Genomic DNA, 17,516 nt, shown 5'->3' on the forward strand with positions numbered 1-17,516 from the left:
ATTTACAAGGGTTTGATTGGTCGGAATGAGAGGATTCGAACCTCCGACCCCTTCGTCCCGAACGAAGTGCGCTACCAGGCTGCGCTACATTCCGAAATGTCTGGTGGATGGACTGGCTAAGACTGCCTGTCCAACAGCTGAGCCGCTAATTGTAGCAAACACGTTTTGTGTGGGCCATCGGGCAACTGTTCGGCGGCGGCAACGGCGCGGGCGGCCTCGTCGCTGGCGGCTTTGCGGGCCACGTCGAGTGCACCGGTGGCTTTGACGATGCTCACCACTTGGTCGATGGCGGAGACGTCACCATTCTCGATGGCCAGTTTGACCACCGTGCGCTGCTCGGCGCTGCCGCGCTGCATGGCTGCAATCAGTGGCAGGGTGGCTTTGCCCTCGCGCAGGTCGTCGCCCAGGTTCTTGCCCATCACGGCGGCATCGCCGGTGTAGTCCAGCACGTCGTCGATCACCTGGAATGCGGTGCCCAGCGCTTGCCCGTACAACGCGCTGGCGGCTTCCATCTCAGGCGTGGCGCCAGACAGGATGGCGCCGACACGGGCGCTGGCCTCAAACAGTTTGGCCGTCTTGGAGCGGATCACCTGCAGGTAACCCTCTTCATCGAGTTCGGCGTTATGCATGTTCATCAATTGCAGCACTTCGCCTTCGGAGATCACGACAGTGGCCTCTGACAACACACTCATGACAGGCATGCTGCCCACGTCTACCATCATCTGAAAGGCACGTGAGTACAAGAAGTCGCCGACCAGCACACTGGCGGGGTTGCCAAAAGTGACGTTGGCGGTGGCATTGCCACGGCGCAGTGCCGACTCGTCCACCACGTCATCGTGTAACAAGGTGGCGGTGTGAATGAATTCCACGACCGCCGACAGGCTGAAGCGCTGCGCGCCCTTGAAACCCAAGGCGCCACACATCAGCAGCAGCAAGGCCGGGCGAAGCCGCTTGCCGCCTGCGGAGATGATGTAGCGTGAGACTTGCCCGACCAGCGGAACATCCGAGTCCAGGTGTTGCTTGATGACCAGATCGACCTCACGCATGTCAGGCGCGATGACCGATAACAAAGAGGAGGAGGGGGTGTTGGTTGCTTGCAAGACGGTTGGCTCGGTAATGTGCGCAGATTATAGAAAGCTCTCTGAGCCAAACCAGTGCGTTATGTCAAGCCGCCGTGACAGCGCAAGCCACTTGGTGCAAAAGCCCCACAAGCCAAAATCGCGGGGCTATGGCATAATGCCGGGCTTCGCGAAAATCCGTTCGTGAAGATCTATACAAAGAGGTTCATATGTACGCGGTCATAAAAACCGGTGGCAAACAATACAGAGTTGCTGCTGGCGAAAAAATTAAAGTAGAACAGATTGCTGCGGACGTTGGCCAAGAGATTGTGTTTGACCAGGTTCTGGCAGTCGGTAGCGGCGCAGAGTTGAAGGTTGGCACGCCCTTGGTGTCCGGCGCCACAGTCAGTGTCACAGTGTTGGCACATGGTAAACACGACAAGGTCACCATCTTCAAGATGCGCCGTCGTAAGCACTATCAAAAGCGTCAAGGGCATCGCCAACAGTTCACCGAACTGTTGATCGGCGCGATTTCTGCATAAGGAGCAAGAGTCATGGCACACAAAAAAGGCGGCGGCTCAACGCGAAACGGGCGCGATTCCAAGCCCAAGATGCTCGGTGTGAAGTCCTACGGTGGTGAGTTGATCAGCGCTGGCGCGATCATCGTGCGCCAACGTGGTACCCAGTTCCACCCCGGCGTGAATGTTGGCATTGGCAAAGACCACACGCTGTTTGCGTTGGTTGAAGGCAATGTCTTGTTCGAGACCAAAGGTGCGCTGAATCGGCGTACCGTGAGCGTGACAGCGGCGGCTTAAGCAGCTGGCAGTCCCCACAAAACCCTGCGCGCGGCGCGGGGTTTTTCGTTTATAAAGCCCCCATCATGAAATTTGTTGACGAAGCCTACATTGATGTCTCTGCTGGAGACGGTGGCGCAGGCTGCGTCTCTTTTCGGCATGAAAAGTACAAGGAATTTGGCGGCCCCAATGGCGGCGATGGCGGGCGCGGCGGCCATGTGTTTGCCGTGGCCGACGAAAACCTCAACACCTTGGTGGACTTCCGTTTTTCGCGGCGTTATGATGCGCAACGTGGCCAACACGGCATGGGCTCCGACATGTTCGGCGCCGCCGGGGACGACATCACGCTGAAGATGCCGGTGGGCACCATCATCACCGACGCTGAAACCGGTGAGGTGCTGTTTGAGTTGCTCAAACCGGGTGAGGTGATCACCATCGCCAAAGGTGGTGACGGCGGTTTTGGCAACCTGCGTTACAAAAGTGCCATCAACCGCGCACCGCGCCAGAAAACACCGGGCTGGCCCGGTGAGAAGCGCAATCTCAAGCTCGAACTCAAGGTCTTGGCCGATGTGGGTCTGCTGGGCATGCCCAATGCCGGCAAGTCGACGCTGATCACTGCGGTGTCCAACGCGCGTCCGCGTATTGCCGATTACCCGTTCACCACCTTGCACCCGAACCTGGGTGTGGTGCGGGTCGGGCCGGAACAGAGTTTTGTGGTGGCGGATTTGCCGGGTTTGATCGAAGGCGCCTCGGAAGGTGCCGGGCTTGGTCATCTGTTCTTGCGCCATCTGCAGCGCACCCGTTTGTTGTTGCATGTGGTTGACATGGCGCCGTTTGACGATGCCATTGACACCGTGGCGCGGGCCAAGGCGATTGTCAATGAGCTGAAAAAATACGACAAAAAGCTGTTCGACAAACCACGCTGGCTGGTGCTTAACAAACTCGACATGGTGCCGCTCGAAGAGCGCGCCGCGTTGGTCAAAGACTTTGTCAAACGTTTCAAATACAAAGGGCCGGTGTTCGAGATCTCGGCGCTGACCCGCGAAGGCTGTGAGCCGCTGATCAAGGCGGTGTATCAGCACATTAGCGCCCAGCAAAAGATCGAGTCGGCCCCTGAGGTGATTGACCCGCGTTTTGCCGCTGATGTTGATCCGATTTAACTGCTATTTCTAATATAGCTACTTGCCCTGATTGAATAAGGGCTGGAGCCAGAAAATGCTTGAAGATTTTGATGCGACCATCTTGCGTGATGCGCGCCGTGTGGTGGTCAAGGTGGGCTCCAGTCTGGTCACCAACGAGGGCCGGGGCTTGGACGAAACCGCGATTGGTGAGTGGTGCCGCCAGATGTCCTTGCTGGTGCGTCAGGGCCGCGAAGTGATCATGGTCTCCAGCGGTGCCATTGCCGAAGGCATGAAACGCCTGGGCTGGACGACCCGCCCGCATGAAATTCACGAGTTGCAGGCCGCTGCCGCCGTCGGCCAGATGGGGCTGGCGCAGATGTACGAAACCAAGTTGCGCGAAAACGGCCTGGGCAGCGCCCAGGTGCTGCTGACCCACGCCGATCTGGCTGACCGCGAACGTTATCTGAACGCGCGCTCCACTTTGCTGACCTTGCTCAAGCTCGGTGTGTTGCCGGTCATCAACGAAAACGACACGGTGGTCAACGACGAAATCAAGTTTGGTGACAACGACACCCTGGGTGCGCTGGTGGCCAACCTGGTGGAAGCTGATGCCTTGGTGATCCTGACTGACCAGAAAGGCCTCTACACCGCTGACCCCCGCAAAGACCCGGCCGCGAAGTTCGTGCATGTGGCGCAGGCCGGTGACCCGGCGCTGGAAGCCATGGCCGGTGGCGCGGGCTCCAGCCTGGGGCGTGGCGGCATGATCACCAAAATCCTGGCAGCCAAGCGCGCAGCGGGCTCCGGTGCCTCGACCGTGATCGCCTGGGGCCGAGAGTCGGATGCCCTGTTGCGCCTGTGCCAAGGTGAGTCGATTGGCACCCTGCTGATTGCGCCGACCCAAAAAACCCAGGCACGCAAACAGTGGATTGCCGACCATCTGCAGCTCAAGGGTTCGGTCACCGTGGATGCAGGTGCGGTGCATAAATTGCGCAGCGACGGCTCCAGTCTGTTGCCGATTGGCATGACCGCGGTCGACGGTGATTTTTCGCGCGGTGACGTGATTGCTATCCGCGCCGATGATGGTCTGGAGGTGGCGCGTGGCCTGGCCAATTACGCCAGCGCCGAAGCCCGGCTGATCTGCCGCAAGCCATCCAGCCAATTTGAGAAGTTACTGGGTTATTCGGCCGAGCCCGAGATGGTGCACCGCGACAACATGGTGCTGAGCCGTCCCTGAACCCCGTCTGGGCGACATCTGACGCGTTGCTGTTGTTGCGGGGTGGATAAAGGCGTGGTGCCGTCCGCGGGACGGCAAGCCGACGCCCAGGCTATTTTTTCAACGCTTTGATGATGTCCGACGTACTGCTGGCGGCTGTGGCCCGGCCATCACAGGCGGCCTGACGGGCGAACACCCAGGCGTGTTTGGACGGCAGGTTGTCGGTAAACACTCGCCACTTCGGCTCGGTCACTGTCGACCACATACCCTTGTCATTGGCGCGTGCGTAGGTTTTGACTTCGCCGGTGCCGCAGCGGATGCCCTCGAACATGGCATTGACGGTGCCGCTGGTATTGCGTGTCACCACCACATATCGCACGATGCCGTCCACCCCGATGCTCAGTGTGCTCGGGTCGATGCCAAATTTCACAGACACATAGGGCGGCATATCCAGCGGCAGCAGTTTGCCCGTGCTGAATGCCGGTGGTGTCGGAGCATCCAACTCCTTCCAGTCGGGGTCGTCGGGGGTGACCTGGGCCTGGAGAAGGGTGGTCAGTGCCAGGGCAAAGAGCCCCAGCAGGGCGGGCGCGCACCAGCGCGCTACGCGATTTTTGTCAAACATGTTCATTTCCAGTTTGTGAATCGGGTTCCCAGCTTGCGTTTGGCGGCAAGTCCAAGGGTCCGTTGCACGAATCTTCGCCGACGGAATCCGCCGTGGACGGCCGGATGCCCTGACGTAAAAAACGGTTGCGGTGCTCGTTGCGAGGAAGATAACGCGCCAGCTCGGTCAGGGCGGTGACATACACCTCGCGTTTGAATTCGACCACGGCATCCAGTGGGACCCAGTAGTCGTTCCAGCGCCAGGCATCAAACTCCGGATGGTCAGTGGCACGCAGGTTCAAATCCCAGTCGTGGCCCACCAGCTGCAGCAGAAACCAGATCTGTTTTTGGCCCTTGTAGAAGCCGCGTGAATCGCGGCGGATAAAACGGTCTGGCACCTCATAGCGCAACCAGTCACGGGTGCGGGCCACAATGCGAACATGTTCGCGCTGTAATCCGATTTCTTCGTGCAGCTCCCGAATCATGGCTTGCTCCGGAGTTTCCCCCCGATCAATGCCCCCCTGCGGAAACTGCCAGGAGTGCGTACGGATACGCTTCCCCCAAAACACCTGATTTTTCTGATTGAGCAGGACGATGCCGACGTTCGGCCTAAAGCCGTCTCGGTCAAGCATAATCAAACCCCAAATTTTAAAATTGTGGCCATTATGCACAGCGTTTGCCTAGCATCAAGAGTGGCTACCCTGACATATCGCGAATCGTCCCCATGAAAGCCTCCCAATTCTTTATTTCCACCCTCAAAGAAGCGCCGGCTGATGCCGAAGTGGTCAGCCACAAGTTGATGATGCGCGCAGGCATGATCAAAAAGCTCGGTGCCGGTATCTACACCCTAATGCCGATGGGCCTGCGGGTGGTGCACAAGGTTGAAGCGATCGTGCGCGAGGAAATGAACCGCGCTGGGGCGGTCGAGCTATCCATGCCGGTGGTGCAACCGGCCGAGCTCTGGCAGGAAACCGGTCGTTTCGAGAAGATGGGCCCCGAGCTGCTGCGTATTGCCGACCGCCATGGCAACGACTTTGTGGTGCAGCCGACCAGTGAGGAAGTCATCACCGACATCGCCCGTCAGGAAATCCGCAGCTACAAACAGCTGCCGAAGAATTTTTACCAGATCCAGACCAAGTTCCGCGACGAGCGCCGTCCGCGATTTGGCCTGATGCGTGGGCGCGAGTTCATCATGAAAGACGCCTACAGCTTCGACCGCGACCAAGTGTCCGCCAAGGCCAGCTACCAGGTCATGGCCCAAGCCTACCGGCGCATTTTTGACCGCTTTGGCCTGACCTACCGCGCGGTGGCCGCTGACAGCGGCGCCATCGGGGGCGACTTGAGCGAAGAATTTCAGGTGATTGCCGCCACCGGTGAAGACGCCATCGTGTATTGCCCCAACAGCGACTACGCCGCCAACATGGAAAAGGCCGAGGCGCAGGCACCAACTGGCCCGCGTGCTGCCGCCACACAGGCGTTGACCAAGACGCCCACGCCGGGCAAAAGCACCTGCGCCGATGTGGCCGAATTGCTCGGTGTGCCGCTGCAGACCACGGTCAAATCGCTGGTGCTGGCCACCGACACTTTGAGCGACAAAGGCGAAGTGCTCAAGACCCAGGTCTGGTTGCTGCTGCTGCGGGGTGACCACGACATGAACGAGGTCAAGGTCGGCAAGCTGCCGGGCCTGTCGGCCTTCCGTTTTGCCACGGTGCCCGAGATTGAAGCCCACTTTGGCTGCAAACCCGGTTACCTGGGGCCTTTGAGCCTGCTGCAACCGGTGAAACTGGTGGTGGACCGTGAGGTGGCGGTGATGGCTGACTGGATTTGTGGCGCCAACGAGCCCGACTTCCACATCACCGGCGTGAACTGGGGCCGCGACCTGCCCGAACCCGACATGGTGGCTGATCTGCGCAATGTGGTGGCAGGAGATGCTTCACCGGATGGCCAAGGTCCGCTGGCAATTGAGCGTGGCATCGAGGTCGGCCATGTGTTCTACCTGGGCACCAAATACAGCCAGGCGATGAAAGCCACTTTCCTGGACCAGAACGGCAAGCCGCAGTTGATGGAGATGGGCTGTTACGGCATCGGCATCACGCGTCTGCCCGCAGCCGCCATCGAGCAAAACCATGACGAACGCGGCATCATCTGGCCCGACGCCCTGGCGCCGTTCACGGTGGTGATCTGCCCGATCAACGCTGACCGTTCACCTGAAGTCAAAGCCGCGTCCGAGTCGCTCTACGCCGAGTTGTTGGCTGCGGGTGTGGATGTGCTGCTGGACGATCGGGGTGAACGCCCGGGCGCGATGTTTGCCGACTGGGAACTCATTGGTGTGCCGCACCGCGTCAACATCGGTGACCGTGCCCTCAAGGAAGGCAATGTGGAGTACCAGCACCGCCGTGATGCCGCTGCCACTGCGGTGCCACTGGCCGAGGTTGCTGCGTTGCTGATCGCCAAGCTCAAGGTGTGATGGGGCCTGCATGGCGCTTGGACAAGCGGGTGGGTGCCTGGCGGTCTGATGTACATGGGCGTTGATCACCCGGTGCTGCCCGGTCGACGGCAGCTTATTAAGACTGTTTTTGGCGCCTGGCCCTTGTCCATTGGGTTTGGATTGCTCTGTTTTCAAGAGCGATCCTGGGCCGGCAACCAGGCCGAAGAGCCGCTGATGGACTCGGTGCGCACCGCGCTGAGTTCGGCCGTGACCAACCACGCACCGCCGGTGCCCGAGTTCATGGACACCGAATCGCGTCTGGACTACTTGCGTTGGCTCGGCACCATGAGTGATCGGCTCAAGAAGAAAAAGACGGATTTTGAGAGCCGCAAGGAATTTCTACAAACCGTCTGGTACGAAAGCAAACGCGCCGGCCTGGATGTGGCGCTGGTGCTGGGCCTGATCCAGGTGGAGAGCAACTTTCGCAAATTTGCGGTGAGCAGCGCGGGCGCGCGTGGCTACATGCAGGTGATGCCGTTCTGGACCCGTTTGCTGGCCGATGGCGACCCTGGCAAACTGTTTCACATGCAGACCAACCTGCGTTTTGGCTGCGTGATTCTGCGCCACTACCTGGAGCGCGAAAACGGTAACCTGTTTATGGCGCTGGGGCGTTACAACGGCTCGCGTGGCAGGGCGCCTTACCCGGACGCAGTGCTCGGTGCGCGGCGTCTGTGGGAATACTGATAGCTTGCTTGGCTCAGGCGGGCTTGCCCAGCAAGGTCTGCAATTCGCCGCTCTCGAACATCTCCATCATGATGTCGGAGCCGCCGATGAACTCACCCTTGATGTAGAGCTGCGGAATGGTCGGCCAGTTGCTGTAACCCTTGATGCCTTCGCGGATCTCGGCGTCCTCAAGCACGTTGACCGTGGTGATGGCCTTGGGTTCCACACCACAGGCTTTGAGGACCTGTATCGCCCGACCTGAAAAACCACACTGGGGAAAACTGGCGGTGCCCTTCATGAACAGCAGGATGTCGTTGTGCTTGACCAGTTCGTCAATGCGTTGTTGGGTGTCGCTCATGGGGTGGTGTCCTCGGAAAAGAATGGGCGCAATTATTTCACTTTCAACCAGGCGCCCAGGCCGGATAACCCTGATGCGCGCGGGGTCTGTGGCTCAGTAGTGCGGTGGCAGCTCATCACGCAGGCTGCGTGGCGTGGCCGCACCTTCCGCTGGCGCCTGCTGGCGCAGCCATTGCAGCTCTTGTGTCAGGCGATCAATCTGATCTTGCTGGCGGATGATGATCTGGTCGAGTTTGTCGAGCAGGTCCTCAGAAAAGCTGGCCTTGATCTCCAGATTGGTCAGGCGGTCGCTCACATCGGCGGGCAGGGCGGGGGTGGTGGTTGGCATGGTGGTGGTTCAAAGAGGGTTGGTACAGCCAAACGGCACAAGTCACCCATTGTCCAACAGTGCACCTGCTCAATGGGTCAACCCAGGGCAACAGGGATGTCACCCGTGTGGAGGTGGCTTCAATCCAGGGCGTTGATTTTCTCGATCAAAAAGCTGCGCAGCGCCAACACCGGTGGCCGCAGCTGACTGCGGTCGGGGCAGGCCATGTAAAGCGGTGCAGGTTCACCCTGCCAGTCCTCGCACAAAGCGATCAGGGTTCCCTGTTTCAGGTCCTCGTGCACATCCAGGCGCGATTTGTAGGCGATGCCCGCGCCCATACGCGCCAGATGCCGGACCGCGTCACCGTCGTCACATTGGATGGCCCCAGTGACCCGCACGGTGAGCTTGGTCTGGTCGCGCACAAACTGCCAGTTGTCGTGGTTGCGGTCACTCAGCATAAAACTCAGGCAGTTGTGCTGTTTGAGGTCCTTGGGCTCATGCGGGCGCCCGTTTTGCGCCAGATAGGCGGGTGAGGCGCACAACACGCGCTGGTTGTGCGGTGCAATGGGCAGCGCCACCAGGCTCGAATCCTTGGGTTCACCGTAACGCAGCGCCACATCGACCTGTTCGCGGTAGACCTCGGCGATCCGGTCCGAGATCTGCAGCCCCAGACTCACCTCCGGATGACGTCCTCGAAACGCATGTAACCAGGCCAACACCTGGTTGCGCCCCAGATCCGAAGGCAGCGAGAGCTGGATGCGCCCGCGCATCACCTGGCGCCCGGCCAGCAGTTTCTCGCGCGCCAAATCAATGCGCGCCAGGCTGTCTTCACACTCGGCCAGAAAGGCCAGCGCCTGCGCACTGGGGCGCAGGCTTCGAGTAGAGCGCACAAACAGCTTGATGCCCAGCTCGGCTTCCAGTCGCTTGACCAGCGCGCTGCCTGCGGCCGGCGAGATACCGGTGGCCCGCGCTGCTTCTGACAGGCTGGTCGCGCGCCCGGCACGCACCAGGAATTGGAGGTCTTGCAGGGTGATCATTTTCAAATGCTTTTTGAAACAGTTCCAATGGCTAAGCGCTTTATTGTCAGGTGTTTCGCTGTCACAGTCGACAGCTTGTTCCCAAACCCATGGAGTCCCCTTTGAAAGCGATTGTTTATCACCAGCATGGTCTGCCCATCAGCGACCCGCAGTCCCTGTTCGAAACAAACTTACCCGTCCCCCAGCCCGGTCCGCGTGACCTGCTGGTCAAGATCCATGCTCTGGCCGTCAATCCGGTGGACACCAAGCTGCGCCGCAACGTGCCCACGCCAGAGCCGCGTGTTTTGGGCTGGGATGCGGTGGGCACGGTGGAGGCGGTGGGTACTGAGGTCAGCTTGTTCCAGCCAGGGGACGAAGTCTTCTACGCCGGTGTGATTGACCGCCCGGGCTCGTATGCCGAGTACAACCTGGTGGACGAACGCATCGTGGGCCATAAACCGCGCTCCATCAGCCAGGCCGAGGCCGCTGCTTTGCCCCTGACCGCGATCACCGCCTGGGAAATGTTGTTTGACCGACTGGGTGTGCCCGAGGGCGGTGGCGCAGGTCAAACCCTGCTGGTGGTGGGCGCCGCCGGCGGTGTGGGCTCGATCCTGGTGCAACTGGCCCGGCAACTCACCCAATTGCGGGTCATCGGCACCGCATCACGGCCAGAAACCCGCGACTGGTTGCTGGGCCTGGGCGCACATGGGGTGATCGACCACAGCTTGCCGCTGTTCAACGAGCTCCAACGCCTGGGCATCGAGGAAGTTGATCTGGTTGCCAGCCTGACACATACCGATCAGCACGCCGATCAGATCATCTTGGCCTTGAAACCGCAGGGCAAACTGGCCCTGATCGATGATCCGGCCAAACTGGACGTGATGCCCCTCAAACGCAAATCCATTTCGCTGCACTGGGAGCTGATGTTCACCCGGCCGCTGTTCAAGACACCCGACATGGTGCGCCAGCACGAACTTCTGGAGCGGGTCAGCCAGTTGGTGGACGCCGGCACCCTCAAAACCACGCTGGCGGACCACTTTGGTCAGGTGACAGCGGAGAACCTGCGCCGCGCCCACGCGCTGATCGAGAGCGGCAAGGCGCGCGGCAAGATTGTGCTGGAAGGGTTTTGATGTTGCGGCCCAGCATCAGACAGCGCTGGGCCGAGGGTCGGGACAAACGATACAAAGACCATGGTGGAGGGCGTTTGGTCTGAAAGTTGCTTAGGCGCAATATAGTATTTGATATAGCGCTTGGCCGACGGTTTGTCGCTTCACCGAAGCATTGCTGTGGCCGTGATCGAAAGGTGGTCCATGGATGCTCCCGACAAAGGTGAAGTGCTGGTTGTGACGGCGGCGAGGCCGGTTCCGCCCGCCCCAGACCTTGCCCCGCAAGCTGGCGCCTTTCCGCACTACTGTGAGTTCGACTTTGGTGAATGTCGCACCAACCTGTTGCCGCTGCTCTATGAAATGAGCCGCATCGTGACCGAGAGTGGCAGCTTGTCCCACACGCTGCAAATCCTCCTGCAACTGATGCGTCGGCACATGAAGGTGGTACGCGGCATGGTCAGCTTGTATGACGCTGACCACGGCACCATCTCGATTCACGAGAGCTTTGGCCTGACGGATGAAGAAGTGGCGCGCGGTGTGTACCACCTGGGTGAAGGCATCACCGGGCGGGTGGTCGAGTCTGGTGAGACCTTTGTTGCCCCGCATATTTCAGAGGAGCCAGCCTTTCTCAACCGCACCGGCAGTTTCAAGCACCCAGGAGACGGCCGCTTGTCGTTCATTTGTGTGCCGATCAAGCGCGGCCAAAAGGTCATGGGCACGATCAGTGCCGAGCGGAAATACGACAACCGTGGCCTGTTGCAACTGGATGTTGAGGTGCTGTCGATCCTCGCGGCAACCACGGCGCAGGCCGTGGAGCTTTATCTCTTTGAGAACGTCGAAAAGGTTTTGCTGGAAAACGAGAACCGGCGTCTTCGTTCTGAATTAAAAGCCAAATTCAAGCCCAAAAACATCATTGGCCAATCCAAGCCGATGCTGGAGGTGTACCAACTGATTGAAAAAATCTCCAAGGCGCGGGCGACGGTGCTGATCCTGGGGGAAAGCGGTGTGGGCAAGGAGCTGGTGGCCAGCGCCATTCACCACAACAGCGTCAATGCCGCCGGTCCGTTCATCAAGTTCAATTGCGCGGCTTTGCAGGAAAGCGTCATCGAAAGTGAGCTGTTTGGTCACGAGCGCGGCTCGTTCACCGGGGCCTCCAACCTGCGCAAAGGGCGCTTTGAAGAAGCCCATGGCGGCACGATTTTTCTGGACGAGGTGGGTGAGCTGAGCTTGCCGATGCAGGCCAAGCTGTTGCGGGTCTTGCAGGAAAAGACCTTTGAGCGAGTGGGCGGCAACACCCCGATCAAGGTCGACATCCGGATTCTGGCGGCCACCAACCGGGATTTGTCCGACATGGTGGCCAAAGGCAGCTTCCGCGAAGACCTGTTTTACCGGCTGAATGTTTTCCCCATCACGATCCCGCCGTTGCGAGACCGTGGCAACGACATCATTGTGCTGGCCGACCATTTTGTGACCAAATTTGCGGCTGAGATGGGCATCGAAGCGCGGCGCATCTCAACCCCCGCCATCAACATGCTGCTCAGCTACCACTGGCCCGGCAATGTGCGGGAGCTTGAAAACGTCATCGAACGCTCGGTGATCCTGTCTGAGCATGGTGTGATTCATGGCTACAACCTGCCACCCTCGCTGCAGACGCCGATCGTGTCTGAAACCATCGCCGAAGGTGGCCTCGACGCACGACTCAATGCGGTGGAATACGAGACGATTGTTGATGCGCTCAAACTGCATCACGGCAACATGACAGATGCTGCCGCCCAACTGGGTTTAACACGCCGCGTTCTTGGCTTGCGCATGGCCAAATACCAGCTGGACTACAAACAGTACAAATAGCGCGCCCGGTTCGATCACCGTGGCTGGCGCGCACCCGATGCCGGTGAGCGCTTTGGCCGCAGGCAGGGTTTGGTCTCGCCCATCACCATGCCAATATTCATCTAGATTCCCTTCTGGTCCACAGACCCCCATTAATCCGGGCAGCTCGACATTCCCAAGGCAGCTTCATTGTTCCATCTGGAACGCTTGCCAGTTTGACTGTACATCCGCGAACAGTTTCTTGACTTGATCACCGATGTGATTCTCCGGTGAAGTGTCCATTCAAGGCCGTTGATCACTTAAAAACGCCTGTTTTGACCGAAAGGTGGCGTGTCAAAACCTATTTAGACCTCGAAAACAAATTTGGCATGCTCCATGCTAAATAGGCTCACGCAGTATCCAAATCTTTAACCATTGACACAATCATTCATCTATTTGAAAAGGTGATTCTATTGAATATCAATATTCGATGAAATTGATAGTTTGCGTCATGGTGGGGTGATGGGTTTCATTGTTCAACGTTATCAGGAGTTATTAACATGACACGCAAGGTTGCAATTTATGGCAAGGGCGGTATCGGCAAATCGACCACGACACAAAACACGGCAGCAGCACTTGCACATTTTCACAGCAAGAAAGTATTTATCCACGGCTGCGACCCCAAAGCTGACTCGACTCGGCTGATCCTCGGCGGTATGCCGCAGCAAACGCTGATGGATGTGCTGCGCGACCATGGCGCTGAAAAGGTCACCAACGAGATGGTGATCCGCACCGGTTTTGGCGAAATCCAATGCGTGGAATCTGGCGGCCCCGAGCCAGGTGTCGGTTGTGCTGGCCGGGGTGTGATCACCGCCATTGACTTGATGGAAGAAAGCGGCGCCTACACCGATGACCTGGATTTTGTCTTTTTTGACGTGCTGGGCGACGTGGTGTGCGGCGGCTTTGCGATGCCCATTCGTGATGGCAAAGCCCAAGAGGTGTACATCGTCGCCTCCGGTGAAATGATGGCCATTTATGCTGCCAACAATATCTGCAAAGGTTTGGTGAAGTATGCCAAACAAAGCGGTGTTCGCTTGGGTGGCATTATCTGTAATAGCCGAAAAGTGGATGGTGAGAAAGAATTTCTTGAGGAATTCACCTCGGCCATCGGTACCAAGATGATTCACTTTGTACCGCGTGACAACGTGGTGCAAAAGGCGGAATTCAATAAGAAAACGGTGACTGAGTTTGATCCCCAAGAAAATCAGGCATTTGAATATCGTGAACTTGGACGCAAGATTATTGAAAATGAAGATTTTGTGATTCCCCGCCCTTTGACCATGGACCAACTGGAAAGCATGGTTGTGAAGTATGGCCTTGCAGATTGATATTTTCTTGGCGTCTATTTTTAATTGATTCGCCATGAAAACATTTTTCAGTGTTTTCATGGTGCCTAACCCACCCAGGCAAAGGAGTTTTCGTCATGCCACATCATGAATTCGAATGCAGCAAGGTCATTCCCGAGCGCAAAGACCATGTGGTGATCAAAGGCAAGGGAGAGGACTTGACCTCCTGTCTGCCCAAAGGTTATCTGAACACCATTCCCGGCTCGATCTCGGAGCGCGGATGCGCCTACTGCGGCGCCAAACACGTCATCGGCACACCGATGAAGGACGTGATCCACATCAGCCATGGCCCGGTCGGTTGCACCTATGACACCTGGCAGACCAAGCGCTACATCAGCGACAACGACAACTTCCAGCTGAAATACACCTTCGCCACCGACGTGAAGGAAAAACACATCGTCTTCGGCGCCGAGAAGCTGCTCAAGCAGAACATCAAGGAAGCGTTCAAAGCCTTCCCCCAGATCAAACGCATGACCATCTACCAAACCTGCGCCACCGCGCTGATTGGGGATGACGTGAACGCCATTGCCGAGGAGGTGATGGCCGAAATGCCTGAGGTGGACATCTTTGTCTGCAACTCGCCAGGCTTTGCCGGCCCCAGCCAGTCCGGTGGCCACCACAAGATCAACATCGCCTGGATCAACCAGAAGGTCGGCACGCTCGAGCCCAAGATCACCAGCGATTACGTCATCAACTACGTCGGTGAATACAACATCCAGGGTGACCAGGAGGTGATGACCGATTACTTCAAGCGCATGGGCATCCAGGTGCTGTCCACCTTCACCGGCAACGGTTCGTACGACGACCTGCGTGGCATGCATCGGGCGCAACTCAATGTGCTGGAGTGCGCCCGTTCGGCCGAATACATCTGTGACGAATTGCGTGAGCGTTATGGCATCCCGCGCTTGGATATTGACGGTTTTGGCTTCAAGGCGTTGGGCGATTCGCTGCGCAAGATCGGTCTGTTCTTTGGCATCGAGGAACGTGCCGAAGCCATCATCGCCGAAGAAACCGCGCGCTGGCAGCCTGAACTGGACTGGTACAAAGCCCGCTTGCAGGGCAAACGGGTCTGTTTGTGGCCAGGTGGCTCCAAGCTCTGGCACTGGGCCAATGCGATCCAGGAAGAAATGGGCGTCAAGGTGGTCTCGGTCTACACCAAGTTCGGCCACCAGGGCGACATGGAAAAAGGCATCTCGCGCTGTGGTGAAGGTGCGCTGGCGATTGACGACCCCAATGAACTTGAAGGCCTGGAAGCGCTGGAAATGCTCAAGCCCGACGTGATCTTCACTGGCAAACGCCCCGGCGAAATGGCCAAGAAAACCGGGGTGCCCTACCTCAACGCCCACGCGTACCACAACGGCCCGTACAAGGGCTTCGAGGGCTGGGTTCGGTTTGCGCGGGACATCTACAACGCCATCTACTCGCCCATCCACCAGCTCGCCAGCCTGGACATCAGCAAAGATGAGATCCCGACCGACCAGGGCTTTGTCACCCGCCGCATGTTGTCCGACAAGGGCCTGCCGCCGGAAATTGCGCTGTCCACCGAGATGTCGCCGTACACCGGCAAATTCGATAGTGTGAGTCCCTTACGCAGCAAGGCCTACCCGACCTTTCCGCGCGAAGCCGATGACGTAGCGGCCATGGCCAAAGAAGCCTCCGCAGCCGTTGCAGAGTAAGGAGAACACCCATGAGCGTCGCTACCGCCAAAAAAACAACGATCTCGCAGCGTAAATACGTACCCATCTACCAAAGCAATCCGCTCACGGACTACGACCCCGTCATCCGCGAGCGGGTCGCCCAGATGGAAAACTACATCATGAAGCACTGTCTGTGGCAGTTCAACTCACGCGGCTGGGACCGGCGCAAGCAAAACGCCGGCATCCTGGGCAAAACCACCCAGCTGCTGTGCGGCGAAACGGTGGACACCTCCACGCCGCAGGAGAAGTGCTACTGGGTCGACGCGGTCTGCCTGGACCGTGCCTACCGGGCCTCCTTCCCCTGGGTCAGCACCCTGTCTACGGACGAGATCAAAGAGACCATGAAGGCGCTGCATGCGCGCCTGGACTGGCTGACCATCGACGGCTCCCTCAACCTGGAACTGACGGTCCAGAACTACTAAGGAATTCACCATGACCTGCGACATCAAAGAAAAAACGCGCCTTGGCACCGTCAACCCGATCTTCACCTGCCAGCCAGCGGGTGCCCAGTTCGTCAGCATCGGCGTCAAGGACTGCATTGGCATCGTGCACGGCGGCCAGGGCTGCGTGATGTTTGTGCGCCTGATCTTCTCCCAGCATTTCAAGGAAAGCTTCGAGCTGGCCTCGTCCTCGGTGCACGAGGACGGCGCGGTGTTCGGCGCCTGCGGCCGGGTGGAGGAGGGCGTCGACGTGCTGCTGTCACGCTACCCCAACGTCAAGATCATCCCGATCATCACCACCTGCTCCACCGAAATCATCGGGGACGATGTGGACGGTGTGGTGCGCAAGCTCAACGAGGGCCTGCTCAAGGAAAAATACGCGGGCCGCGAGGTGCATCTGATCCCGATCCACACGCCCAGCTTTGTCGGCAGCATGGTCAGCGGTTACGACGTGGCGCTGCACGACTTCGTCAAGTATTTCTCCAAGAAAGACAAACCCAGCCTCAAGATCAACCTGCTGACCGGCTGGGTCAACCCGGGTGATGTCAAGGCGCTCAAGCACCTGCTCTCGGTGATGGACATCGAGGCCAATGTGCTGTTTGAGATTGAGAGTTTTGACTCCCCGTTGATGCCTGATGGCAGCGCGGTGTCTCATGGCGGCACCACCATCGCCGACCTGACCGCCACCGCCGACGCCCAGGGCACCATCGCACTCAACCGCTACGAAGGCGGCAAGGCCGCCAAGTTTCTCGAAAAGCGCTGGGATGTGCCCGCCATCATCGGCCCGACACCGATTGGCATCCGCAACACCGACACCTTCCTGCAAAACCTCAAAACCTTGACCGGCAAGCCAATTCCGGCGTCACTGGTGCGGGAGCGCGGCATTGCGCTCGATGCGCTCACCGATCTGACCCACATGTTCCTGGCTGACAAAAAGGTCGCCATTTACGGCAACCCGGATCTGGTGATTGGCCTGGCCGAGTTCTGCCTGGATCTGGAGATGAAGCCGGTGCTGTTGCTGCTGGGTGACGACAACCCCAACTACAAGACCGACCCGCGCCTGCTGGCCCTCAAAGACCACGTGGACTTCGACATGGAAGTCATCACCAACGCCGACTTCTGGGAGCTGGAAGACCGGATCAAGAACAAGGGCCTCGAGCTCGACCTGATCCTGGGCCACTCCAAGGGCCGTTTTGTCGCCATCGACAACGCCATCCCGATGGTGCGGGTCGGCTTTCCAGTCTATGACCGGGCGGGCCACTGCCGTTACCCGGTGGTGGGCTACGAGGGCGCCACTTGGCTGGCCGAGCAAATGGCCAACGCCTTGTTCAGCGACATGGAATACAAGAAAAACAAGGAGTGGATCCTCAACGTCTGGTGACCAAACCTGGTGCACAGGCCTCGGCCAGCCGCCCATGCCTGTGCCTTGGCCAAACGATCAGGA

General features: G+C 58.7%; 17 protein-coding genes, 1 tRNA gene and 1 pseudogene. 12 read left to right on the forward strand and 7 right to left on the reverse strand.

The features are described from left to right. Positions 1–17: 17 nt before the first annotated feature. Both KKO72_RS03860 and KKO72_RS03865 read right to left on the reverse strand, forming a co-directional pair. Positions 18–94: transfer RNA gene (locus KKO72_RS03860), tRNA-Pro, on the reverse strand. A 22-nt stretch (positions 95–116) separates the two neighbouring features. Then, positions 117–1,046, reverse strand: coding sequence for a polyprenyl synthetase family protein (locus tag KKO72_RS03865; RefSeq protein WP_214935880.1), 930 nt, complete (start codon positions 1,044–1,046; stop codon positions 117–119). Between the two features lie 242 nt (positions 1,047–1,288). On the opposite strand from KKO72_RS03865, the gene rplU reads away from it, so the two are divergent. From rplU to proB, 4 genes are all read left to right on the forward strand, one after another. Continuing rightward, positions 1,289–1,600: a 50S ribosomal protein L21 gene (rplU, locus tag KKO72_RS03870; RefSeq protein WP_078364123.1), complete on the forward strand. Its 312-nt coding sequence runs from the start codon at positions 1,289–1,291 to the stop codon at positions 1,598–1,600. Positions 1,601–1,612: 12 nt separating this feature from the next. Beyond that, complete coding sequence (rpmA, locus tag KKO72_RS03875; RefSeq protein WP_078364122.1) at positions 1,613–1,873, forward strand: 50S ribosomal protein L27; 261 nt, start codon at positions 1,613–1,615, stop codon at positions 1,871–1,873. 65 nt (positions 1,874–1,938) lie between these two features. Beyond that, positions 1,939–3,012: an Obg family GTPase CgtA gene (gene cgtA / locus KKO72_RS03880; protein ID WP_214935643.1), complete on the forward strand. Its 1,074-nt coding sequence runs from the start codon at positions 1,939–1,941 to the stop codon at positions 3,010–3,012. A 55-nt stretch (positions 3,013–3,067) separates the two neighbouring features. Then, positions 3,068–4,207, forward strand: coding sequence for a glutamate 5-kinase (proB, locus tag KKO72_RS03885; RefSeq protein WP_214935645.1), 1,140 nt, complete (start codon positions 3,068–3,070; stop codon positions 4,205–4,207). A gap of 91 nt (positions 4,208–4,298) precedes the next feature. Here the strand turns inward: proB and KKO72_RS03890 are convergent, their stop codons facing one another. Continuing rightward, positions 4,299–4,808 carry a CNP1-like family protein gene (locus KKO72_RS03890; RefSeq protein ID WP_214935647.1) on the reverse strand — a complete coding sequence of 170 codons (510 nt, stop codon included), beginning with the start codon at positions 4,806–4,808 and terminating at the stop codon, positions 4,299–4,301. 87 nt (positions 4,809–4,895) lie between these two features. Continuing rightward, positions 4,896–5,418 (reverse strand): annotated as a pseudogene (locus KKO72_RS03895) (RNA pyrophosphohydrolase); the annotation flags it as partial. Positions 5,419–5,510: 92 nt separating this feature from the next. Between KKO72_RS03895 and KKO72_RS03900 the strand changes: the two are divergent. Beyond that, positions 5,511–7,253 (forward strand): proline--tRNA ligase, encoded by a 1,743-nt coding sequence (locus KKO72_RS03900; RefSeq protein WP_214935651.1) that lies wholly within the window; start codon positions 5,511–5,513, stop codon positions 7,251–7,253. A 54-nt stretch (positions 7,254–7,307) separates the two neighbouring features. After that, the gene (locus KKO72_RS03905) at positions 7,308–7,958 is read left to right on the forward strand and encodes a lytic transglycosylase domain-containing protein (protein WP_214935653.1); all 651 of its coding nucleotides are present in this window, start codon (positions 7,308–7,310) and stop codon (positions 7,956–7,958) included. Positions 7,959–7,971: 13 nt separating this feature from the next. Here KKO72_RS03905 and grxD read toward each other — a convergent pair whose 3' ends face one another. The 3 genes from grxD to KKO72_RS03920 form a co-directional block, all read right to left on the reverse strand. Next, complete coding sequence (grxD, locus tag KKO72_RS03910) at positions 7,972–8,295, reverse strand: Grx4 family monothiol glutaredoxin (protein ID WP_078364117.1); 324 nt, start codon at positions 8,293–8,295, stop codon at positions 7,972–7,974. 93 nt (positions 8,296–8,388) lie between these two features. Beyond that, entirely contained in the window at positions 8,389–8,622 is a 234-nt protein-coding gene (locus KKO72_RS03915; RefSeq protein ID WP_078364116.1) for a SlyX family protein, read from the reverse strand. 119 nt (positions 8,623–8,741) lie between these two features. Further along, positions 8,742–9,638 (reverse strand): LysR family transcriptional regulator, encoded by an 897-nt coding sequence (locus KKO72_RS03920; RefSeq protein ID WP_214935655.1) that lies wholly within the window; start codon positions 9,636–9,638, stop codon positions 8,742–8,744. A gap of 101 nt (positions 9,639–9,739) precedes the next feature. Between KKO72_RS03920 and KKO72_RS03925 the strand changes: the two genes are divergently transcribed. From KKO72_RS03925 to anfK, 6 genes are all read left to right on the forward strand, one after another. Beyond that, the gene (locus KKO72_RS03925; RefSeq protein ID WP_214935657.1) at positions 9,740–10,747 is read left to right on the forward strand and encodes a zinc-binding alcohol dehydrogenase family protein; all 1,008 of its coding nucleotides are present in this window, start codon (positions 9,740–9,742) and stop codon (positions 10,745–10,747) included. A 180-nt stretch (positions 10,748–10,927) separates the two neighbouring features. Beyond that, positions 10,928–12,571: a sigma 54-interacting transcriptional regulator gene (locus KKO72_RS03930; RefSeq protein WP_214935659.1), complete on the forward strand. Its 1,644-nt coding sequence runs from the start codon at positions 10,928–10,930 to the stop codon at positions 12,569–12,571. Positions 12,572–13,089: 518 nt separating this feature from the next. Beyond that, positions 13,090–13,917: a nitrogenase iron protein gene (gene nifH, locus KKO72_RS03935; protein ID WP_251140434.1), complete on the forward strand. Its 828-nt coding sequence runs from the start codon at positions 13,090–13,092 to the stop codon at positions 13,915–13,917. 95 nt (positions 13,918–14,012) lie between these two features. Beyond that, complete coding sequence (gene anfD / locus KKO72_RS03940; protein WP_214935661.1) at positions 14,013–15,611, forward strand: nitrogenase iron-iron protein, alpha chain; 1,599 nt, start codon at positions 14,013–14,015, stop codon at positions 15,609–15,611. An 11-nt stretch (positions 15,612–15,622) separates the two neighbouring features. Next, on the forward strand, positions 15,623–16,054 hold the full coding sequence (anfG, locus tag KKO72_RS03945) for a Fe-only nitrogenase subunit delta (protein ID WP_214935663.1): 432 nt from the start codon (positions 15,623–15,625) through the stop codon (positions 16,052–16,054). A gap of 10 nt (positions 16,055–16,064) precedes the next feature. After that, a complete protein-coding gene (gene anfK, locus KKO72_RS03950) occupies positions 16,065–17,453 on the forward strand; it encodes a Fe-only nitrogenase subunit beta (RefSeq protein ID WP_214935665.1) in 1,389 nt (462 codons plus the stop codon). Positions 17,454–17,516 lie beyond the last annotated feature (63 nt).

The organism is Rhodoferax sp. U11-2br (assembly GCF_018619435.1).
Lineage (GTDB): Bacteria > Pseudomonadota > Gammaproteobacteria > Burkholderiales > Burkholderiaceae_C > Rhodoferax.